The sequence below is a fragment of the Dyella sp. C9 genome (assembly GCF_003332825.1).
GTDB lineage: Bacteria > Pseudomonadota > Gammaproteobacteria > Xanthomonadales > Rhodanobacteraceae > Dyella.
Window position 1 is genome coordinate 1 of record NZ_QIRF01000007.1, and the last position, 22,548, is coordinate 22,548.

17 protein-coding genes and 1 riboswitch are annotated in these 22,548 nt (G+C 66.9%); of the genes, 12 read left to right on the forward strand and 5 right to left on the reverse strand.

What is annotated here, in order from left to right; translation table 11 throughout:
- Positions 1-203: 203 nt before the first annotated feature.
- Complete coding sequence (locus tag DVU99_RS10455; RefSeq protein ID WP_114240159.1) at positions 204-1,019, reverse strand: helix-turn-helix domain-containing protein; 816 nt, start codon at positions 1,017-1,019, stop codon at positions 204-206.
- 260 nt (positions 1,020-1,279) lie between these two features.
- Between DVU99_RS10455 and DVU99_RS10460 the strand changes: the two genes are divergently transcribed.
- From DVU99_RS10460 to DVU99_RS10480, 5 genes are all read left to right on the forward strand, one after another.
- Positions 1,280-1,522, forward strand: coding sequence for a hypothetical protein (locus DVU99_RS10460; RefSeq protein ID WP_114240160.1), 243 nt, complete (start codon positions 1,280-1,282; stop codon positions 1,520-1,522).
- Between the two features lie 174 nt (positions 1,523-1,696).
- A complete protein-coding gene (locus DVU99_RS10465; RefSeq protein ID WP_198670276.1) occupies positions 1,697-2,068 on the forward strand; it encodes a MarR family winged helix-turn-helix transcriptional regulator in 372 nt (123 codons plus the stop codon).
- A gap of 28 nt (positions 2,069-2,096) precedes the next feature.
- Positions 2,097-3,566, forward strand: a complete 1,470-nt coding sequence (locus DVU99_RS10470) for an efflux transporter outer membrane subunit (RefSeq protein WP_114240162.1) — start codon at positions 2,097-2,099, stop codon at positions 3,564-3,566.
- Between the two features lie 11 nt (positions 3,567-3,577).
- Complete coding sequence (locus DVU99_RS10475) at positions 3,578-4,777, forward strand: HlyD family efflux transporter periplasmic adaptor subunit (protein WP_114240163.1); 1,200 nt, start codon at positions 3,578-3,580, stop codon at positions 4,775-4,777.
- A 233-nt stretch (positions 4,778-5,010) separates the two neighbouring features.
- Positions 5,011-6,531, forward strand: a complete 1,521-nt coding sequence (locus DVU99_RS10480) for a DHA2 family efflux MFS transporter permease subunit (protein ID WP_114240164.1) — start codon at positions 5,011-5,013, stop codon at positions 6,529-6,531.
- Between the two features lie 107 nt (positions 6,532-6,638).
- Here DVU99_RS10480 and DVU99_RS10485 read toward each other — a convergent pair whose 3' ends face one another.
- Both DVU99_RS10485 and DVU99_RS10490 read right to left on the reverse strand, forming a co-directional pair.
- Positions 6,639-7,154, reverse strand: coding sequence for a lipid A 3-O-deacylase (locus DVU99_RS10485; RefSeq protein WP_114240165.1), 516 nt, complete (start codon positions 7,152-7,154; stop codon positions 6,639-6,641).
- A gap of 222 nt (positions 7,155-7,376) precedes the next feature.
- A complete protein-coding gene (locus DVU99_RS10490) occupies positions 7,377-8,297 on the reverse strand; it encodes a bestrophin family protein (RefSeq protein ID WP_114240166.1) in 921 nt (306 codons plus the stop codon).
- A gap of 117 nt (positions 8,298-8,414) precedes the next feature.
- Here DVU99_RS10490 and DVU99_RS10495 point away from each other — a divergent pair, with 117 nt between their 5' ends.
- The 5 genes from DVU99_RS10495 (at position 8,415) to DVU99_RS10515 (ending at position 15,186) form a co-directional block, all read left to right on the forward strand.
- Positions 8,415-9,008 (forward strand): DUF2239 family protein, encoded by a 594-nt coding sequence (locus tag DVU99_RS10495; RefSeq protein ID WP_114240167.1) that lies wholly within the window; start codon positions 8,415-8,417, stop codon positions 9,006-9,008.
- 33 nt (positions 9,009-9,041) lie between these two features.
- Positions 9,042-10,505, forward strand: a complete 1,464-nt coding sequence (locus DVU99_RS10500) for an MATE family efflux transporter (RefSeq protein WP_114240168.1) — start codon at positions 9,042-9,044, stop codon at positions 10,503-10,505.
- Between the two features lie 87 nt (positions 10,506-10,592).
- Positions 10,593-12,248 carry a multicopper oxidase family protein gene (locus tag DVU99_RS10505; protein ID WP_114240169.1) on the forward strand — a complete coding sequence of 552 codons (1,656 nt, stop codon included), beginning with the start codon at positions 10,593-10,595 and terminating at the stop codon, positions 12,246-12,248.
- Between the two features lie 346 nt (positions 12,249-12,594).
- Positions 12,595-14,637, forward strand: coding sequence for an alkaline phosphatase family protein (locus DVU99_RS10510; protein WP_232823554.1), 2,043 nt, complete (start codon positions 12,595-12,597; stop codon positions 14,635-14,637).
- A 75-nt stretch (positions 14,638-14,712) separates the two neighbouring features.
- Positions 14,713-15,186, forward strand: coding sequence for a DUF3617 family protein (locus DVU99_RS10515; RefSeq protein WP_114240170.1), 474 nt, complete (start codon positions 14,713-14,715; stop codon positions 15,184-15,186).
- A 103-nt stretch (positions 15,187-15,289) separates the two neighbouring features.
- Here the strand turns inward: DVU99_RS10515 and DVU99_RS10520 are convergent, their stop codons facing one another.
- Entirely contained in the window at positions 15,290-16,447 is a 1,158-nt protein-coding gene (locus tag DVU99_RS10520) for an alpha/beta fold hydrolase (RefSeq protein ID WP_232823555.1), read from the reverse strand.
- A 206-nt stretch (positions 16,448-16,653) separates the two neighbouring features.
- Positions 16,654-16,941 (reverse strand): hypothetical protein, encoded by a 288-nt coding sequence (locus DVU99_RS19745; RefSeq protein ID WP_157971403.1) that lies wholly within the window; start codon positions 16,939-16,941, stop codon positions 16,654-16,656.
- A 170-nt stretch (positions 16,942-17,111) separates the two neighbouring features.
- Positions 17,112-17,338: riboswitch (cobalamin riboswitch) on the forward strand.
- A 106-nt stretch (positions 17,339-17,444) separates the two neighbouring features.
- Between DVU99_RS19745 and btuB the strand changes: the two genes are divergently transcribed.
- Both btuB and DVU99_RS10535 read left to right on the forward strand, forming a co-directional pair.
- Positions 17,445-19,343 (forward strand): TonB-dependent vitamin B12 receptor, encoded by a 1,899-nt coding sequence (btuB, locus tag DVU99_RS10530; RefSeq protein WP_114240172.1) that lies wholly within the window; start codon positions 17,445-17,447, stop codon positions 19,341-19,343.
- A 224-nt stretch (positions 19,344-19,567) separates the two neighbouring features.
- Positions 19,568-22,548 (forward strand): efflux RND transporter permease subunit (locus tag DVU99_RS10535; RefSeq protein WP_198670266.1); only part of this gene is annotated, 2,981 nt, incomplete at its 3' end.

Genomic DNA, 22,548 nt, shown 5'->3' on the forward strand with positions numbered 1-22,548 from the left:
CCCTACGGGCCGGCTTCGCCGTTCGCACGCGCTCCAGGCGCGTGCGTGGGCCAGCAAAAGAAAAGTGACTCGAGCGTCGGCAGACGATCGAAACGCCCGCCGCGCAGGCGGCACGCTGGCGACAGCATCGAGTAGAACAAAAATCGCTAGCAAAAGCGGTCGCGCACAGGGTGCGCTCCTACATGGGGCAGGGCCGGATGGATTCAGGTCGCCTGCGCGGCGAAATACTTCGCCGGGGGTTGCCCGAAGCTGCGGCGGAACATCGCCACGAAGGCGCTCACGCTCGCATAGCCCAGCGCGTCGGCCACCGCCGATACCGGCTGGCCGTCGGCCAGGCGTTCCAGGCCGCGGCTCAGGCGGGCCAGCTGGCGCCACTGCGCGAAACTCAAAGCGGTTTCGCTGCGGAACAGGCGGCTGAGGCTGCGGGGTGACAGGCCTGCCCAGGCAGCCCACTCTTCCAATCCGCGGTTGTCTTCCGGCCGCTCCAGCAAGGCGAAGGCGATGCGCAGGGCGCGGCGGTCCAGCGGCATGGGCAGGTGCAACGGCTCGCGCTGGGCGCGGCAGATCTCCTCCATCAGCACGCTGCAGATCCGTTCCTGGCTCTCGTCGAGCTGGGTTTCCCACGCCCACGAGCTGGCGCGGCGCACCAGGGCGCGCATCAGTTCGTTGACGCCCACCACGCAGGGCTCGGGTGGCAGGCAGCCGCATTCGGGCGGGGTGACGAAGATGCCCCAGCCGGTCATCGGGCCGCTGATGCTCACCGTGTGCTCCTCGCCCGGCGGCATCCAGCCGGCGCGATGCGGCGGCAGCAGCCAGGAGCCGCGCGAGGTGCGCACGTGCACCAGTCCGCTCTCCACGCAGAAGAACTGCCCGCGCGCATGCGAGTGCCAGCCGTACTCGCGGGTGCCCTCGTCGTACTCGCTGGCGGCCTCTCCGTCGATCCAGTAGGCGATCAGCGAGGGGCCCTCGGTCCGCTCGATCATCTCGTAGAAGCGCTCGTGCTCGGTCGGATTGTTCATGGCCGATTCTCGACAAACTTTGACCAAATAACGCTAACAGTATTTGCCAGCCCTGCCTAATATGCCCACCTGTCCCCCACCGCCGCCGCCAGCGGGGTTGTACGTCATCCAGGGTGTGGTCCCCCGGTGTGTGCGCTGCCAGTGATCCGCAAGGCCATGACTTCCGGCCGCTTGATCTGTTGTCGTCACGCCCGCACCCCTGGATGCGTCCTCGTCATTGCATGCGGTGGCGCCATGGGCGCCGCCAGGGAGAGCTGACCATGTCGTTGATTGCTGCACGGGCGCCGAGCGCCGAAGCCGTTGCCGCCCCGCTGGAGGCCTTCGTGGCCTGCGCCCACCAGATGCTGGACCCGGCCACGCCCGAGGCGGTGCGCCGGGCGATGGAACCCCGGGTGCTGGCCCTGCTCCCCACGCTGCGCTCGCTGGGGGTGTTCGAGCTGTTCGAACTGCGCGATCCCGCGCTGCGGACCTGGCTGGCGGACGAGATGGCGGCGGGCGGGTGATGCGTCGGATGAATTTTGCCGGGACAAAAGCGGACCAAAACATAATTGCCTTGACAAATATTATTCCGGCAATAGAATGCGCCGGTCATGAGCCCCACTCCCCCTTCTTCCGCCAGTTCGACGGACAGCGTCGGCATTCTCATCGGCCTGGTGCGCACCGAGCTGGTGCGCGCGATGGAGGCCGAGTTGCAGGCGTCCGGTGTCGACCTGCGTTTCACCCAGTTCCTGATCCTCAAGCGCCTGGCGATGATGGGTCCGATGTCCGCCAGCGAGCTGGCGCGATCGGTGGAATTGGACGGCGGCGCCATGACGCGCCAGCTCGACCAGCTCGAGGGCCGGGGGCTGCTGCGCCGGCAACCGCATGAGCAGGACCGCCGTGCCTTGCGCATCGAGCTCACGGCGGCCGGCGATGCTCTGTGGCGCCAGATGACCCCCTGCAATGACCGCGTGCTCGAGGCGGCCCAGCGGGCGCTGAACCCGACCGAGCGAGAGCAGCTGCGCGACTACCTCGACCGCGTGCTGCAAGCGCTGCGCGACAAGTCTTAAACCGTTTCTTTTTCTGGATACCAAGCCCATGCGTCTGCAACTCCTTGCGGCAGCCACCGGCATCACCCTCGCTCTGGCGGGTTGCGTCAGCAGCGGCGGCCTGCATCCGTCCGGCTCGCTGATCGATGCCCTTTCGCTCAAGAGCGATCGCAGCCTGTCCAACGTGAAGGTCTCGCCGGCCGCCTGGCCGGCCGCGGACTGGTGGACCGGCCTGGGTGATCCCCAGCTCAGCGCGCTGATCGCCGAGGCACTGAAGGACAACCCGAGCCTCGGCGTGGCCGATTCCCGTGCCCGCCAGGCGCAGGCCGAGGCCGGCGCCGCCGACGCCCAGCGTGGCCCGAGCGTCAACGCCGGCGCCAACGTGATCGGCCAGCGCCTGCCGCTGACCGCCGCGCCGCCGGACCTGGGCGGTGGCGAGTTCACCTGGTTCAAGGACGCCCGTGCCAGCTTCAGCTGGGGCCTGGACCTGTGGGGCGGCAAGCGGGCCGCGTGGGAAGCGGCCCTTGGCCAGCAGCGTGCCGCCGAGGTGGAGCAGCAAGCCGCCCGCATCGAGCTGTCGACCAATGTGGCCCGCGCCTACGTACAGCTGGCCTATGCCTACGACCAGCAGGACGTGGCCAAGGCCGAGCACGAGCGCGCCACCACTGCGCGCGAGCTGACCCAGCAGCGCGTGGCCGCCGGCCTGGACAACCAGCTGCAGCTCAAGCAGAGCGACACCGAGGTGGCCAACGCCGACCAGCAGGTGGCCGCCGCCAACCGCGCGATCGACGCGGCGCGTTCCTCGTTGTCGGTGCTGCTGGGCAAGGGGCCGGACCGTGGCCTGGAGATCACCCGCCCGCAGATGCTGCAGCCCGCTGCGCTGGCGGTGCCGGCCAATCTCCCGATGGACCTGATGGGCCACCGCGCCGACGTCGTCGCCGCCCGCTGGCAGGTCGAGGCCGCCGGCAAGGAGATCAAGGTCGCCAAGACCCAGTTCATGCCGAACGTCAGCATCAGTGCGATGGCCGGCGTGGCCGCGGCCGGCGGCATCAACCCGCTGCAGCTGCCGGCCCGCTTCTACACGTTCGGCCCCTCCTTCAGCCTGCCGCTCTTCGACGGCGGCCGCCTGCGCTCGAACCTCGCCGGCAAGGATGCGCAGTACGACCAGGCCGTGGCGCAGTACAACCAGACCCTGGTGCGCGCGGTGAACGAAGTGGCCGACGACTACGACGCCGTGCAGTCCGCGCAGGAGCAGGTGGCCGCGCAGCAGCGCGCCGTCGATGCCGCCACCCAGGCGTGGCAGCTGGCCGAGCAGCGATACAAGGCGGGCGTGGGCAGCTACCTGGAGGCGCTGATCGTGCGCCAGCAGCTGCTGGCCGCCCAGCAGCGCATGGCCGCACTCACCACGCAGCAGGTCGACCTGTCCGTGCAACTCATCCAGGCCCTGGGCGGCGGCTTCCGTCCGCAGCAGGGCGCGGCCGATGTGGCCGTCCAATCCTCTTCTGAACCTTCGCTCTAAAGGCAGCCCCCATGTCTAGCCCAACCCCGCTCGCGGCCGAGAACGCGGCCGCCCAACCCCCGAAGAACCGTCGCGGCTTCCTGCTGCGCGCGCTGGTCGTGGTCCTGGTGATCGCGGCCATCGGCTGGGGCCTGTGGTACTTCTTCGAAGGCCGCTGGTACGAAGAGACCGACGACGCCTACGTCAACGGCAACGTGGTGCAGATCACGCCGCAGGTGCCTGGCTCGGTGATCACCATTGGCGCCGACGACGGCGACCTGGTGCATGCCGGCGATGTGCTGGTGAAGCTCGACCCGGCCGATGCCGACGTCGCGCTGCAGCAGGCCAAGGCCAACCTCGCCAGTACTGTGCGCAAGGTGCGCGGCCTGTACAGCAACGTCAGCGGCGCGCAGGCCGAAGTGGCCGTGCGCAAGGTGGCGGTGGACAAGGCGCAGGCCGACTACAACCGCCGTCGCGACCTGGCCAAGTCGGGTGCGATCTCGGCCGAGGAACTGTCGCACGCACTCGACGCGCTGACCTCGGCGCAGAGCGCGCTGACCACCGCCGAGCAGCAACTGCAGACCAACAAGGTGCTGGTCGACGACACCATGGTCGCCTCGCATCCGGACGTGCAGGCCGCCGCCGCCAAACTGCGCTCGGCCTACCTTGACGACGTGCGCAGCTCGATCGTGGCACCGGTGGACGGCTATGTGGCCAAGCGCTCGGTGCAGCTGGGCCAGCGCGTGGCCCCGGGCACGCCGCTGATGGCGGTGGTGCCGCTGCATGAGGTGTGGATCGACGCCAACTTCAAGGAAACGCAGCTCACCGACATGCGCATCGGCCAGCCGGTGGAAATCCGCGCCGACGTGTACGGTGGCGCGGTGACTTACAAGGGCACGGTGCAGAGCCTGGGCGTGGGCACCGGCAGCGCCTTCTCGCTGCTGCCGGCGCAGAACGCCACCGGCAACTGGATCAAGATCGTGCAGCGCGTGCCGGTGCGCGTGTTCTTCACCGATCCCAAGCAGCTTGAGGAGCACCCGCTGCGCATCGGCCTGTCGACCAAGGTGGAAGTGAACCTGCATGACCAGAGCGGCCCGCTGCTGGCCAAGCAGGCACCGACGCAGCCGGCCTTCAAGACCGACGTGTACAACGAACAGTTGGCCAAGGCCGATGGCCTGATCGCGCAGATCATCCACGCGAACATGGCCGGCGAGAGCCACGACAAGCAGTAAGCCAACGGCACCTGGATGCGCGTCACGCGCATCCGGGTGCCTGCAACGACCACGCTTTTGCCGTCATCCCCGCCAAGGCTGGGATCCAGCGCCTGGAGCAACGCCGGAAACCACTGGATTCCAGCCTTTGCTGGAATGACGAGCGAGGGAAAGGCGCGGCCAGCGTCACATAGCGATTCGATCGGGACAACGTCCCGACGGACCACGAATCCATTCCGCAGGTTACCCGCGCGATGAACCAAGAATTCCGTCCACCCAACCTGGCGCTGACCACCGTCGGCCTCTCGTTGGCGACCTTCATGCAGGTGCTGGACACCACCATCGCCAACGTGTCGTTGCCGACGATCGCCGGCAACCTGGGCGTGAGCGTGAACCAGAGTACCTGGGTCATCACCTCCTTCGCGGTAAGCATGGCGATTTCGCTGCCGCTGACCGGCTTCCTCACCCGCCGCGTGGGCGAGGTGAAGCTGTTCATCATGTCCACGCTGCTGTTCTCGATCGCCTCGTTCCTGTGCGGCATCGCGCAGAGCATGCCGATGCTGATCCTGTTCCGCGCCATCCAGGGCGCGGTGGCCGGCCCGATGTACCCGGTCACGCAGAGCCTGCTGATCTCGATCTATCCACCGGCCAAACGCGGCATGGCGCTGGCGCTGCTGGCGATGGTGACGGTGGTGGCGCCCATCGCGGGCCCGATCCTCGGCGGCTGGATCACCGACAACTATTCCTGGCCGTGGATCTTCTTCATCAACGTGCCGATCGGCATCTTCGCCAGCATGGTGGTGGCGAACCAGATGAAGCTGCGCGTGGACCAGACCTCGCGGCCCAAGGTGGACTACGTGGGCCTGATCACACTGATCGTCGGCGTAGGCGCGCTGCAGATCGTGCTGGACAAGGGCAACGACGAGGATTGGTTCAACTCGCAGTTCATCGTGATCACCAGCATCGTGTCGGCCGTCTCGCTGGCGGTGTTCCTGATCTGGGAGCTCACCGACGACGAGCCCATCGTCAACCTGCGCCTGCTGCGCCACCACAACTTCCGCATCGGCACCATCGCGCTGGTGCTGGCCTACGCGGCGTTCTTCGCCATCGGCCTGCTGGTGCCGCAGTGGCTGCAGCGGAACATGGGCTACACCTCGACCTGGGCCGGTTTTGCCGCGGCGCCGCTGGGCATCCTGCCGGTGATGCTCACCTTCATCGTGGGCAAGTACGCCTCGCGCACCGACATGCGCCTGCTGGCCTCGTGCGCGTTCCTGGTGATGGGCACCACCTGCTTCATGCGCTCGAACTTCTTCCTGCAGGTGGACTTCTGGCACATCGCCGGCGTGCAGCTGTTCCAGGGCCTGGGCGTGGCGCTGTTCTTCATGCCGGTGACCACCATCCTGCTGTCGGACCTGCGCCCCAACGAGATCGCCGCGGGCGGTGGCCTGGCCACCTTCCTGCGTACGCTGGGCGCGAGCTTCTCAGCCTCGCTGACGACCTTCCTGTGGGACCACCGCGCGATCGTGCACCACGCGCACCTGACCGAGCACATCACACCCTACGACGACTCGGCGCAGACCGCGCTGCAGTCGGTAGGCGTCACCGGCCAGAGCAGCAACGCCATGCTGGAGCAGATGATCACCCAGCAGGGTTACCAGATCTCCTTCAACGAGGTGTTCCACCTGCTCGGCTGGGTGTTCTTCAGCCTGATCGTGGTGGTGTGGTTGGCGCGGCCGCCGTTCGGCGCCAAGCCGGGCGCGGGCGGCGACCACTGATCGATGCGCCGCGCCGGCCACGTGCCGGTGATGGCAGCCATCCAGACGTCCAAACGATAACGGCCCCTTGCGGGGCCGTTGTCGTTTCTGCGTCTGCTGTGCGCGGCTTACAGGTTGAAGGCCAGCCCGACCAGGGCCATGGTTTCGCCGCGGTTGGAACCCTTGATGCCGCCGTTGGAAGCGTGGCGCACCTGGAAGCTCCAGTGGTCACCCTGCCAGCCGATCGAGTTGACGAACTCGCCGCCGCTGCTCAGGGCCAGCGTGCGGCCGGCCTGCACGGCCACCTGGGTGGTCCAGTACAAGTGGTGGTACCAGTCGCCGGGCGCGCCGTAGTGGAAGCGCACGCCGCCGGCCAGCAGCCACACGTCGTCGCTCACCGCGTTGCCGTAGCGGGACACGTTGCGGCCGTCGATGAAACCCAGCGAGGCGTCCGGCGACCAGGTGAAGCGGCTGCTGCCGATCGCGTTTTCGTTGAAGACCGCCTCGAGCCAGGCGGTGTTGGTGCCGTAGCTGTCCGACCAGCTACGGCCGCCTTCGATCTCGAGGCGGGTGTCGGCCATGGCCGATACGGAACTACCTAACAGGGCAAGTGCAAGGGCACTGCGCAGCAGGGTGGATCGCATGCGATGTACTCGATGGAGGGAGGGGGGTTTGTACACCGCCTAGTTTAATAAGTTATTGGACCGATCGGTACTAGAAATAGGTCGAATGGCGGCAACACTACGTTGCACGGACGGCGCTTGACCACGCCAGCACGTGCCGGTCAGCGAACGGCAGGCAGGATGTCCCAGCAAATGTGAATACGGCGCGGAAGCCGGGGCCCGGCACGGAAGCCGCGTGCCGGATCAGAGCAGCACGCCGTCCACCGGCTGCAAAGGCTCGGGCAGGTCGGTATCGCCCAGCAGCTCGCCCAGGCTGATCTCGATGGTGCGGCACATGGCGTCCAGCGCCAGGTCGTTGGGCAGGCGGTCGAACGGGTTCTCGATCTGGTCGCCCAGCGCATCCAGGCCAAAGAAGGTGTAAGCCAGCACGCCTACCATCACCGGCGTCAGCCAGCCCACGCTGCCGACCAGGCAGAACGGCAGCAGCAGGCAGTACACGTACACCGTGCGATGCAGCAGCAGCAGGTAAGCGAACGGGATCGGCGTGCCCTGGATGCGCTCGCAGCCGCCCAGCACGTAAGACATGCGGGTGAGCTGGGCGTCGATGCTGGCCAGCAGGATGGGATCGAGCCGGCCATCGCGGCGCAGCTGGGCATAGCTTTCGCCGATCAGGCCCAGCAATGCATTGGGTATGCCCCTGGCCTTGGCCAGCGCGGCTGCCTCGGACGGGGGCAGCCAGCGCGCCAGTTCGTCGCTCGCCGGTGTGCCGCGCAACTGGTGGCGCAAGGCATGGGCAAAAGCGACCAGCCGGTGCACGCGCAGGCGCTGTTCGTCGCGGGGCAGGTTGTCCGGCAGCGACACGGTCTGCCGCGCCAGGTTGCGCAGCACGATCAGCAGCTCACCCCACAGGGTGCGGGCCTCCCACCAGCGCTCGTAGGCGACGCTGTTGCGAAAGCCCAGGAAGATCGCCAGGGTCAGGCCCATCAGGGTCAGCGGCACCGCGCCCAGTTCCACGCCGGTGTGCATCACGCGCTGCTCGAACAGCACCACCAGCACCGCCAGCAACATCATCCCCACCACGCGCTTCCAGATCGCCGGGACGATCGAGCCGCGCAGGGTGAACAGCATCAGCCGCAGCGGACGATGGGACGGTTGGATGACCATGGTGAGCGGTGCAGTCGTACAGATCGGGTGGGCACTTTAACGCGCACGCGTGGGTCTTGACTTGGTTTTTTCCACCCGGGCAAAATGGCGTCTCCTTATTATCCGGGTGAAAATCGCATGTCGGCCGAGATCCCCACTTACACCGCCTTTGACGGGCACCGGCAGATCGCCAGCGGCGAACTGGCCGTCGTGGTGGCTGCCACCAAGCGGGCCATCGACGAGGGTGCGGACGGCCCGGTGCTGATCTTCGACGACCACAGCGGACGCCAGTTGGACGTGGACATGCGTGGTACCACCGACGACGTGCTGGCGCGCCTGCCGGTGGCCGCGCCAGCCGAGGAGCTGACCAGCCGCGGTCCGGGTCGCCCACGCCTGGGCGTGGTGGCGCGCGAGGTCACCCTGCTGCCCCGTCATTGGGAATGGCTGGGCGCGCAGCCCGGTGGCGCGTCGGGGGCGCTGCGCCGCCTGGTCGAGGAGGCTCGTCGCAGCGGACAGGGCCGTGAGCGCGCCCGTGTGGCCGGCGAGGCACTGGATCGCCTGATGCTGGCCCTCACCGGCGACTTGCCGGGTTACGAAGAGGCCACGCGCGCGTTCTGGCGGCAGGATCGCGAACGATTTACCGAACTGACCGGTGCATGGCCGGCCGATGTGCGCGAGCATGTACGACGACTGGCGGCGCGAGCATGGCCGGAACACGAAGTCGCCGGTTGACCCCACTCCCCCTATCAAGCGGAAAACGATCTGATGTCACCCATTGCTGGCCGGCAGCCCCTGCTCACGGAAGGCCCGATTGCACGCACGCTGCTGTTGTTCGCACTGCCGATCCTGGGCAGTACCGTGCTGCAGTCGCTCAACGGCTCGGTCAACGCGATGTGGATCGGGCACTATCTGGGCGAGGCGGCGCTCACCGCGGTGAGCAACGCCAACCTGATCCTGTTCCTGCTGCTGGGCGCGGTGTTCGGCCTGAGCATGGCCTGCACCATCCTGATCGGCCAGAGCCTGGGCGCGCGCAACATGCTGGAGGCCAAGCGGGTGGTCGGCACCGGCGTGACCTTCTTCGTGTCGGTGTCGGTGGTGGTGGCCATCGCCGGCTACTTCGCCACACCGCTGATGCTGCGAGCGCTGGGCACCCCGCTGGACGCGCAGGCCTTCGCGGTGCCCTACCTGCGCATCATCTTCATCGCGGTGCCCGCGATGTATTTCTACAACTTCCTGATGATGACGCTGCGCGGCGCCGGTGACTCGCGCACGCCGTTTGTGTTCATGGCGTTCTCGGTGGTGCTGGACATCGTGCTCAACCCGCTGCTGATCTTCGGCGTGGGGCCGTTCCCGCGCATGGGCATCGCCGGCTCGGCCACCTCAACCCTGATCGCGCAGAGCCTGGCGCTGGTCGCCCTGCTGACCACCTTGTACACGCGCAAGCATTTCCTGCGCCTCACGCGCAGCGAACTGGGCTTCCTCAAGCCGGACATGGAGATCCTGCGCGCGCTGGTGTTCAAGGGCCTGCCGATGGGCCTGCAGATGATCGTGATCTCCAGCTCCGCCATGATCATGATCCACATGGTCAACGGCTACGGCTCCAAGACCACCGCGGCCTATGGTGCCGCCACCCAGCTGTGGACCTATGTGCAGATGCCGGCCATGGCGATCGGCGCGGCGGTGTCCTCGATGGCGGCGCAGAACGTGGGCGCGCGCCTGTGGGATCGCGTCAGCCGCATCACCCGCGTCGGCGTGCTCTACAACTTTCTGCTGAGCGGCGCGCTGATCGGCCTGATCTACCTGTTCAACCACGCCGCGCTCAACCTGTTCCTGCCCAGCGACGCCGAGGCGCTGAGCCAGGCGCAGCACCTCAACAGCATCGCGGTGTGGTCGTTCATGTTCTTCGGCGTCACTTTCGTGCTGTTCGGCGTGGTGCGCTCCACCGGTGCGGTGGTGCCCCCGCTGGTGGTGCTGTTCATCTCGATGTGGCTGATCCGCCCGCCGTTCGCGCTGGCACTGGCGCCCATGCTCGGCGCGGACTCGATCTGGTGGAGTTTTCCGCTCGGCTCGCTGGCCTCAATGCTGATGGCGATGGGTTACTACAAGTGGGGCGGCTGGCGCCGTGCGCACATGCTGTCCAAGCCCATCGAAACCGCCGAAGAAGTGGCCGCCGGGTCCAGCCCGCAGGCCCCCACCACCGGACAGGGCGCGCCCGCTTCGGTCGAATAAGCCAGCGGGATCGCCGCCATGACGCCGCGTGAACGGCGTCGTGGCGGCTGCCATCGGACTGTCATCCGGGCTGCCTAGGGTGGCCTGATGACTTCCGAAAAGCTGTCGCGCCGCCAGTTCCTGCGCGGACTCATCGACGTCGTCGGCGTGGCCGCTGCCGCCGACATGGGGCTGTTCGCCTGGTCCTCGCCGATGGGCGACGAGCACGCCATGAACCGCATGGTCATGCCGCAACTGGCTTCGCCCAAGGTGCCGCTGGTCAACCCGGTGACGCTGGCGCGCTTCGTCGATCCCCTGCCGTTGCCACCGCTGGCGCAGCCCACGGGTACGCGCGCGCATCCGGCCTATCCCGGGCGCGAGCTGCCCTATTACCGCATGGAGATGCGTGCGTTCTCCGCGCCGCTGCACCGCGACCTGCCGCCCACGCCGCAATGGGGCTACGGCGGCCGCTCGCCCGGCCCGACTGTGCAGGCCATGCGTGGCGAGCCCTTGCTGATCGAATGGGTGAATGCGCTGCCGACCCAGCATTTCCTGCCGATCGACTACAACATCCACGGCGCCGAGCGCAGCAAGCCGCAGGTGCGCACCGTCGCGCATGTGCATGGTGCGCGCGTGCCGGCCGCCTGTGATGGTTATCCCGAGGAATGGTTCGAACCGGGACATTCGGCGCTCTACCACTACCCCAACGGCCAGGATGCCGCCACGCTGTGGTATCACGACCACGCCATGGGCATCACCCGCCTCAACATGTACGCGGGCTTGTTCGGCGCGTACCTGATACGCGACGCGCACGAGCAGTCGCTGGGCCTGCCCGGCGGCGATTGCGACCTGCCGCTGATCCTGTGCGATCGATTGATCGGCAAGGACGGCCAGCTGTATTACCCGGTCTCGGATGATCCCGACGCACCGTGGGTATCGGAGTGCGATGGCAACGCCATCCTGTGCAACGGCAAGCTGTATCCGTTCCTGGAGGTGGAGCCGCGGCGTTATCGCCTGCGCCTGGTCAACGTGGCCAACTCGCGCTTCTACAATCTCTCGCTTTCGAACGGTCGGCCGCTGGTGCAGGTCGCCAGCGACCAGGGCCTGCTCGCCGCGCCGGTGCCTCGGCAGCACGTGGCGCTCTATCCTGCCGAACGTGCCGACGTGGTGGTGGATTTCTCCGGGTTGGACGGCAAGCAGGTGCAGTTGCGCCAGCAGTCCGAGGCGATCATGGAGTTTCGCGTGCGTGATCGCGGTCGGCACGACGAAGGCGCGCTGCCCACCACGCTCAGTACGATCGAACGCATCGCACCGGCCGGCGCGGTGCGCGACCGCGTGCTCACCCTGGGCGAGCAGGACGATGCCGGCGGCAACCCGATGATGATGCTGCTTGGCGGCAAGCACTGGTCGGCGCCGATCACCGAGAACCCGCGGCAGAACAGCGTGGAAACCTGGAGCCTGGTGAACCTCACCGGCGACGTGCACCCGGTGCACCTGCACCTGGTGCGCTTCCAGGTGGTGGAGCGGTGCCCGTTCGACCTGTTCGCGTGGAACGCGTCGAAGACGCTGAAATTCACCGGCGCTGCGTTGCCTCCGGAACCGCATGAAATGGGCTGGAAGGACACCGTGCGCGCGGACCCCGGCATGGTGACGCGCATCATCATGCGCTTCGAGGGCGAGCCGGGCCGCTACGTGTGGCATTGCCACCTGCTCGAGCACGAAGACAACGAGATGATGCGGCCGTACCAGCTGCTGCCGGCCTGAGTTCCTTCGCGCGCGAACGATGCCGCAGGCGATGCGTGTGCTGCCGCACGCTACGCGCATCTCGCAAAAAATCGCTGGTGGCGATTTCTTGCGTGAAGACGGCGTGGCCGGTCAGCGCATGTGGCGATGTACGGCGCTTCGTGCACTATCGCGCTGCGCAAGCCCTTGCGTCGTCGCACGGCTGTCATCTGCGCCGTGCGCGTTGTCGCAAACCTGCCAAGGGAGCGTCATTTGGCGGGACCAGACTCGCCGCCGGCCTGCCCCACCGTTGCGATGCACGGGCGGGCCGAAATCAGGGGGATCACTCGATTGCAGCCCGCACAGGGTGTCTGCAGGAGATCCAGACATGTCCATGACGTACGTCCGCAAGCGGTACCTGCCGTTGCTCATCGGCACACTTGCCGCCGGCCTTGCCGGTGTTGTCAGCGCGCAAAGCAGTACGACGTCCGACCAGGACGCCAAGTTCCGCGGCAACGTGCCCGCGGCTGGGGTCAGTCCGCGTTCCGGCCTTCCGGGAGGCATCACCACGCTGCATGCACCCGGTGATGGCGAAGACCAGAGCAACCGCACCAACACACCGATCAAGCACGTCATCCTGCTGATCGGCGAAAACCGTACCTTCGACCATGTGTTCGCCACCTACACGCCGCCGAAGGGCCAGCAGGTGAACAACCTGCTGTCCGAAGGCATCGTCAACGCCGACGGCACGCCAGGCCCGAACTTCGCCGCCGCCCGCCAGTGGCAGGCCAGCAACAACGGCAAGTACTCGGTGGCGCCCACGCACACCAGCGCGTTCGCCGTGCTGCCGCAGATGAATACGGGCAGTGCACCGACCCAGGCGCCGTTCGCTTCCGCCGCGCAGGCGCAGGCGGTGGAACCGGGCCTGGAAGATGCCGACTACACCGAGCTGGCCAACGGTGGCACCGGCCTGCCGAAGGACTCGCTCGACACGCGTTTTCCGGCGCAGCTGCCGAACGGCCCGGTCGACATGCATGCCTCGATCAGCTACGACGACTACGCCAACAGCCCGGTGCACCGCTTCTTCCAGATGTGGCAGCAGCTGGACTGCAGCGTCAGCGCCGCCACCGAGAAGAACCCCAGCGGTTGCCGCGCCGACCTGTTTCCGTGGGTGGAAACCACGGTGGGCGCGGGCACCAACGGCAAGGCACAGGCCGCCGGTTTCACCGACGAGAGTACCGGTGAAGGCTCCACCGCCATGCAGTTCCTCAACATGGCCCAGGGCGATGCGCCCTATTTCCAGCAGCTGGCCCAGACCTACACGCTGAGCGACAACTTCCACCAGTCGGTGATGGGCGGCACCGGTGCCAACCACATCATGCTGGGCTTCGGTGACCTGATCTATTACGCCGACAGCAACGGCGAACCCGCCGTGCCGCCGTCGAACCAGATCGAGGACCCCGATGCGCAGGCCGGCACCAACAACTGGTACACCCAGGACGGCTACAGCGGCGGTTCCTACGTCGACTGTTCCGACGACACCCAGCCGGGCATCGCGGCGGTGAAGGATTACCTGAAGTCCCTGCCATATCACACCTTCCACGGTACCGACTGCCGCAAGGGTGCCTACTACCTGGTCAACAACTACAACCCGGGCTACCTGGGCGACGGCACGGCGGCACCGCTGGGCTCCACGCAGTACACCATCCCGCCGACGCGCCAGGAGAACCTCGCGCTGCTGCTCAACCGCCATCATGTGACCTGGAAGTACTACGGCGAAGGCTGGTCCGGTGGCACCGAGGCGGGCGAAGCGGGCACGTTCTGCAACATCTGCGATCCGTTCCTGTACTCCACGCAGGTGATGACCAACCCGAAGCTGCGCGCCAATAACCAGGACATCAACGACCTGTACAACGACATCCAGAACGACACCCTGCCGGCGGTGGCGATCGCCAAGCCGGACGGCATCCTGGATGGCCACCCGGCCTCGTCCAAGCTGGACCTGTTCGAGGGCTACGTGAAGAAGATCGTGGACATGGCCAAGGCCAACCCGAAGGTGTGGGCCGACACCGTGATCATGGTGACCTTCGACGAAGGCGGCGGTTACTACGACTCGGGCTACGTGCAGCCGATCGACTTCTTCGGCGACGGCACGCGCATCCCGCTGCTGGTGATCTCGCAGTACTCCGAGGGCGGTCGCGTGGTGCACACGTACTACGACCATGTCTCCTTCGACAAATTCGTCGAAGCCAACTGGGGCCTGCACGAGACCATCTCGGGCCGCAGCCGCGACAACCTGCCCAACCCGGTGTCGCGGTCGAGCAACCCGTACGTGCCGCTCAACGCCCCGGCCATCGGCAACCTGATGAACATGTTCGACTTCGGCTCGAATGGCCACGGCAACGTGGCTACGGCTGAAACACAGGACTGATGCAATAAGCGTCGCGCCCGGCCTGCCATGTGCAGGCCGGGCTTGTTTGTCCGTCGTGCCGGAGCCCTATCGACCATGTCTGCCTACAGCCAACCCGCGCCGGGCCATCGGGGCCACGCCGTGACGCGGGCGATTGCCGTGCTGGTACTGCTGGGCGCGGCCCTGGTCGGCACGCCCGGCCATGCCGACCCCGGCGATTTCCAGGCCATGCCCGGCCTGTGGAAGATCATTACCCGCACTTTCGTGCATGGCCATGCCGGCCAGCCACAGGTGCAATGGCATTGCGTGGACGAGGGCCCCGACCCGTGGGTCGAATTCGCCAACCTCTCACTGCCTGGCCAGTCGCAATGCCAGCGCACCCATGCACATCGCAACAGCACCGCGCTGGCCTGGACGCTGAGCTGCCCCGGGGTGGCGGCGCCAGGCGCGTCAGGCCGCGTGGACTTCGATTCCCCCGAGCACTACACGGCCAGCCTTGGTGTGCACGGGCAGGCGGTGGTGCAGGTGGAGGGCAAGCGATACGCAGCCTGCACGAGTCCCCAGGATTAAGAGGGAGGCGCCCCCGCACCCCTGAATCGAGTTCAGGGCAGGCTCTGTGCGCGACCGGATCGAAGCGGGAACGAGGTCGAGTGGATCGGCGCCTGGCCGTGGATCAACGGCTGCGCACCACTTCCGCCGGTGCCGCATCGCCTGCCTGCTGGGCCAGCGGCAGCGCGTCGGTGACCAGGTGGACCAGGAAGCGGCCGGGTTGCTCCTGCATCATCATGTGCGCCGAGTCGGCGAACGACACCAGCTTCTTCGACGGCGCCTGGATGTGCGTGAACCATTCCTCGGCCAGCTCGTGTGCGGTGGTGTAGTCGTGTGCGCCCACGTAGACGATCACCGGGCAGCCGAAGCGGGTGACGTGGTCGAAGTCGGTGGACATCAGCGCCGGCAGCAGGTGGTTGAGCGAGAACAGGCTGCCCTTGGCGATGGCGTCCAGGTCGGCGCGGCTGTAGTCGGGGGACAGTGACTCCGCATCGTCCTCGAACTGGTAGTCCTTGCGACCCCAGGCCAGCCCGCCGTAATACATTTCCCACTTGCTGCGCATGCCGATGCGCTCGAAGGTCATCGGGCCGTCGCCGGGATACGGCGCCAGCGCTTCCAGCTCGCGGATGGCCGTGGTGTTGCCTTCCTCGCGGGCACGGCGCAGCGCGAAGTTGTAGCCCACTTCCTCATTGCGGCGGCCATTCACCACCTGGCCGGTGGAGATGTACGCGTAGAACCACTCCGGATGCTGCTGGGCCAGCTCCACGCCGAGGATGGAGCCCCAGGAATGGCCGAGCAGGAAGATCTTCTGCTTGCCGTAGTGCTCGCGTAGGTACTGCACCAGCTTGGCCGCGTCGTCGGTCATGCCGGCCACGCTCATGCCCGGCAGCATCGCCTGCTCGGTATTGGCGGCATAGGTCTTGCCGCTGCCGCGCTGGTCCCACTGCACCACGGTGAAGTAGTCCTCCCATGCGGTCTGGAAGGTGTAGGCCTCGGGCATCGCGGGCGAGGCCGGACCGCCGTGCAGGAACAGCAGGATGGGGTTGCGGCGATCCTTGCCACGCACCGAGATCCACTGGTCGATGCCGTTGATGCGCAGCTTCACCTGCTCGTTGATGCCCTGCGGCGTGTTGATCGCGCGGTTGCTGTCCAGGATGCGCGTGACCTCTTCGCGCGACAGCGGCTTGGGCGGGTTCTGTGCCGGTTCGGCGGCACGGGCAACGACGCCATGCAGCATGACCACCACGGTCAACATCAACAGCAGGGAACGGAACGGCTTCAAGGCAACTCTCCTCAGGCGACGGATGTCGTGATGCTTCACGACCTGCTGTCATGCACGCAATCGGCGTGCCAACGCATAAGGCGTGCCGGTTCAGTTGCTTGGCGCGGAGCGGTCGCGCATCGGCGCAGTCCGCGGACACTCGGGCGGACGTCCGGGCCGGGCGGCATGGCTGCCGGACACCGGTCCGGCAGCCATCGACGGGACGCTTACGCCTCGGCGTCTTCTTCCTCTTCCTCGTCTTCGTCCTCTTCGTCTTCTTCCTCGAATTCGGCCAGTTCCTCGACGCGCAGGAAGCTGGGTTCGACGTCGGCAAAGCCGATACCCTTGCCGTCCACGCGCATCGGGCGCACGTCGCGGCGGGTGGCGCCGTTCGCAACCGACTCGACGAGCGCGAAGCAGACCAGCGCCTCGGCGCTTTCGCCGCCGTCTTCGCCGTAAACGGCAACCCAGCCGGTGGCCGGCATGATCTGGATGATGGTTTCCTGAGTGGACATGGCAGTTCCGCGTGGTGAAAACCGGGAAGAGTGCCCGCCGCCCATGACGACTGCAAGCGAGCCGCCACGGCACCGGCATGACGCGTCGACGGCCACCCGGCCAGCCCGTGCGGGGTTTTCTTGCGGTGACGCCGGGACTTGACCGATTGCCCCCGCACCGAGACGCTCACTAGAATGCCCGCCGTTCGGGTGTCCTGGGGCGCGGTATGCCCCGGGATTAAACGGGAAGCCGGTGCGCTGGAAATCAGCCAGTCCGGCGCTGCCCCCGCAACGGTAGGCGAGTGATTCCACCCCAGGGCAAGGCCACTGTGCACCGGCACGGGAAGGCGCCCTGGGGGCGTGCCGCACGGCGCGCTGCTCGCGAGCCCGGAGACCGGCCCGACGTGAACCGTAGGACTCGCGGTGGGCGAGGCCGGACGCTGCGTCGTGGCCATTGCCCCGCCGCCGTTCCCTTTCCGCCGCGCATGTCGCTACCCCGATCGCGTATCCGGAAAGGAACACCCATGAAGAAGACCCTGCTCGCCGCCGCGCTGCTGCCCTGCGCCATGGCCGCCCACGCCGACCAGAACGACCAGCCGCAGTCGCTGTCCACCGTGGTGGTCACTGCCACCCGCACGGCGATCACCACTGACGAGGCGCTGTCTTCGGTCACCGTGATCACCCGCGCCGACATCGACCGGCTGCAGCCGACCTCGGTGCGTGACTTGCTGGTAGGCCTGCCCGGCGTGTCCTTCGCGCAGTCGGGCGGCCTGGGCCAGCAGAGCTCGCTGTTCCTGCGCGGCACCAACTCCGACCACGTGCTGGTGCTGATCGACGGCGTGCGCATGGGCTCGGTCACCACTGGCGCCGCCGCGCTGGAACAGATCCCGGTCGACCAGATCGAGCGCATCGAAATCGTGCGCGGTCCGCGTTCCAGCCTGTACGGCTCCGACGCCGTGGGCGGCGTCATCCAGATCTTCACCCGCCATGGCACCCAGGACGGCAAGCTCGACCCGTCGCTGAGCGTCTCCACCGGCAGCCGCAGCTACTGGGACAGCCACGCCGGCCTTTCCGGCGGCGACTCGCACGCGTGGTTCAACGTGGGCCTGGGCGGGCAGTACACGGCCGGCATCAATGCCTGCCGCGTCGGCGCGGCCGAACTGGGCGTGGCCTGCTTCGTGGACGACCCCAATGACGACGCCTACCGCAACTGGAACGGCATGGCCAACGGCGGCTATCGCTGGGACAACGGCACCGAGCTGTCGGTCACCTGGCTGCGCAGCAAGAGCTTCGTCGAATACGCCGGCAGCCCCTACGGCGGCAACCAGGCCGAGGAAGAGCAGGAAGTGGCCGGCGCACGCCTGAGCTTCACCCCGCTGGACCTCTGGAAGGTGACGCTCAACGCCGGCCAGAGCCGCGACGATTCGGCCAATTATTATCAGGGCACCTACAACGATCCGTACGCCGGCACGCAGACCTACTATCCGCGCGTCCCGGTGTTCTATGCCTATTCGCGCCGCAACCAGGCGTCGTGGCAGAACGACATCACCCTGGCCAGCAACCAGCTGCTCACCGCGGGCGTGGACTACCAGCAGGAACACATCAACAGCGATACCGGCTATCTCGAATCCACCCGCGAGGACACCGGTGCCTTCCTGCAGTACCTGGGCACCTTCGGTCGCAACGAGGTGCAGCTGGCGGCCCGCCACGACCATAACGACCAGTTCGGCAACCACAACACCGGCAGTGCCGCGTGGGGTTATGCGTTCGACGACGGCGTGCGCCTGTCGGCCAGCTATGGCACGGCTTTCCACACGCCGACCTTCAACGACATGTACTACCCGTTCGGTTACGGCAACGCGGATCTCAAGCCGGAGAAGTCGCGCTCGGGCGAACTGGGCCTCAGCCAGAAGCAGGACAACTGGAACTGGGCGGTCAATGCCTACCAGACCACCATCACCGACCTGATCATCCTGGACGAGAACTACGTGCCGCAGAACATCAGCCGCGCGCGCATTCGTGGCCTGGAAGGCCAGTTCGGCGTGAACGTGTACGGCTGGCAGGTGCAGAGCTACCTGACCCTGATGCAGCCGAAGAACGAAGAAGGCACCTACGACGGCAACCAGCTGCCGCGCCGTCCCGAGCAGACCGCGCGCATCGACATCGACCGCCGTTTCGGCGCGTTTGGCGTGGGCGCTACCTACTTCGCTTCCGGCAAGGCCTATGACGACCAGGCCAACCAGTATCGCCTGGGCGGCTACACCACCACCGACCTGCGTGCGAGCTACGACTTCCTGCCCAGCTGGCGGGTGGAGCTTAAGCTGGCCAACGTGTTCGACCGCAACTACGAGACCGCGTACTACTACAACCAGCCGGGACGCAGCTGGTATCTGACCCTGCGCTACAGCCCGGCCACGCGCTGAGGCACCGAGGGGAGGCGAAGGAATCGTGAAGACGCCTCCCCCTTCGACGCCGTCGCGGCGCCTGCCGCGACGGCCAGGCGACAGTCTTCTGCGGACAACGACTAACGGCACATTCGCCGCCTGCGCTTTGCGTGCATAAAACGCACTGAGGCGGCCCGTCGTCGCGCGCCTGCAGCCGCGCAGGCGCGGCCGTGGCCTGTCCAAGTTCGAGGGTCTGCCAGCCCGTGAGCCTGTTTGCACCCCTGATACGCCGTCCCATCGGTACGTCGCTGCTGGCCTTGGGCCTGGCCCTGGCTGGGCTGTGGGCCTACGTGCTGCTTGGCGTGGCTGCACTGCCCACGCTCGAGTTCCCGGGCATGGTGGTCTATGTGGAAGTGCCTGGCGCCAACGCGCAGACCATGGCCTCGACCGTGGCGGCCCCGCTGGAACGCCACCTGGGCCGCATCGCCGGCATCAAGGAAATGCATTCGGAGAGCAACGACGGCTCGACCTCGATCCGCATGCTGTTCAACTTCGGCAACAACACCGACAAGCTGGCGCGTGACGTGCAGGCGGCGATCAACGCCGCCCAGGTCGACCTGCCATCGAGCATGACGGTGCCCCCGCGTTACTACAAGTTCAACACCGCCAACATCCCGGTGCTGCTGCTGGCGATCACCTCGCACACGGTGCCGCCGGACCGGTTGTACGACCTGGCCGACTCGCTGTTGAACCCGGCGCTGGCGCAGATCCCTGGCGTGGCGCAGGTGCGCGTGATCGGTGGACGCCCCCGCGCGGTGCGCGTGGACCTCGACACCGTGGCACTGGCCGCCAAGGGACTCACCGCCAACGACGTGGCCAACATGCTGCGCGCCGCCAACGTCTCCTCGCCACAGGGCACGCTGAGCGATGGCAGCACGCAGATGACGGTGACCGCCAACGATGCGCTGCACACGCCCGAGGAGTTCGCCAACCTGCTGCTCGCGGTGCACAACGGCGCGCCGGTGCGCTTGTCGGACGTGGCCAAGGTGACCAGCGGCCAGCAGGACGAATTCCAGGCCGCCTGGTTCAATGACCAGCGGGCCATCGCCATCCGCATCAGCAAGCGGCCGGAGGCCAATGCCGTGGCCACCGCCGACGCGGTGCGCGCCAAGCTGCCGCAGATGCGCGCGTGGCTGCCGGCCGACCTGCAGATCACGCCGATCTTCGACCTGACCCAGACCACCAAGTCCGCGCTGCACGAAGTGCAGGTCGCGCTGATGCTCAGCGTGTTGATGGTGGCGGGCGTGATGCTGGTGTTCCTGCGTCGCATCGGCCCCACCCTGATCGCGATGCTCAGCGTGCCGCTGTCGCTGGCCGGCGCGTTCGTGGTGATGTGGTCGCTGGGCTACACGCTCAACACGCTATCGCTGGTGGCGTTGGTGTTGTGCATCGGCTTCGTGGTGGACGATGCGATCGTGGTGATCGAGAACATCGTGCGCCACATGGAAAACGGCGAGTCGCCACTGGAGGCGGCGCTGACCGGCGTGGACGAGATCGGCTTCACCGTGGTCTCCATCACGCTGTCGCTGATCGCCGTGTTCGCGCCATTGCTGTTCGGCAACAACGAGTTCACCAACCTGTTGCGCGAGTTCTCGGTGACACTCACCGCCGCCGTGGTGATCTCGGCGATCGTCTCGCTGACGCTGACGCCCGCATTGTGCGGTCGCTTCCTCACGACGGAGAACGCGGGCGACCGTCCACCGAACCGCATGGAACGCGCGCTGCTGCGCTTCGACCGCGGCCTGCACCACATCTACGAACGCGCGCTGGACTGGGCCTTGCGCCATCGTCGCCTGATGCGCTGGCAGCCGATCATCCTGCTCACGCTGACCTTTGCCATGGCCACCCTGGTGGTAAAGCTGTACGGCTTCAACTTCATGCCTCCCGAAGACATCGGCATGCTGCAGGGCGATATCCGCGCCGATTCCAACATCTCGCCCACCCTGATGGCCGAGCGCGCCGAGCGCGCCGCCTCGCTGATGCGGCAGGACCCCTCGGTGCTCGACGTCACCACCTTCCTGGGCAGTGACAACGCCGGCGGCAACGTGGGCAACCAGGCCACCATGTTCGTCGACCTCAAGCCGCGCGGGCACGGCGTGGGCGAGCGCGCGGATTCGATCAAGGACGTGATCGGCCGGCTCAACAAGGTCTACGAAAAGCTGCCCGAGCAGCGCATTTCGCTCAACTCGATCGGCTTCTTCAACGACAACAACGACAGCAACCGCGGCAGCCAGAGCTTCCAGCTGATCAGCAGCAACAACATCGACCTGCAGCCGTGGGCGCTGAAGGTGACTGCCCTGCTGCGCCAGCGCAAGGAGTTCCGCGATGTCAGCAGCGACTACGACGACATCGACAAGCAGCAGCTGCTGAAGGTCAACCGTGCCGACGCCAGCCGCCTGCAGGTGGACATGGGCAGCATCGACTCGGCGCTTTACAACGCGTTCGGCCAGAACCAGGTATCGATCATCTATTCGGACATCAACCAGTACTGGGTGGTGCTGACCTCGCGCGCCGCACGCACGCTCAATACCGGCACCCTGCTCAACACTTACGTGCGCAGCGACAGCGGCGTGATGGTGCCGCTGTCGGCGATCGCGCGCATCGAGCCCGACGTTTCGCCCTCGCTGGTGATCCACACCAACCAGCTGGAGGCCACCCAGATCTACTACAACACCGAGCACGACTTCCCGCAGGACAAGGCCAACGCGCTGATCAAGCAGATCATCGACGACGCGCGCCTGCCGGCAGGCATCCAGCTGGGCTACTCCGGCAGCGCGCAGAACCTGGAGGAAACCAAGTCCAACGCGAACGTGCTGCTGATCGGCTCGATCCTGGCGATGTACATCGTGCTGGGCATCCTCTACGAAAGCCTCGGCCACCCGCTGACCATCCTGTCCACGCTGCCCGCCGCCGGCGCCGGCGCCTTCCTGGCCATGCTGGCCACCGGTATTTCGCTGTCGCTGATGGCGATCATCGCGATCCTGATGCTGATCGGCATCGTGAAGAAGAACGCGATCCTGATGGTGGACTTCGCCCTGGTGGCGCAGCGCGAACGGGGGCTCTCCGCGCCCGATGCCATTCGCGAGGCGGCGCTGGTGCGCTTCCGCCCGATCACCATGACCACCCTGGTGGCGATGGGCGCGGCGCTGCCGCGGGCCATCGGTTTCGGCGTGGGTTCGGAGAT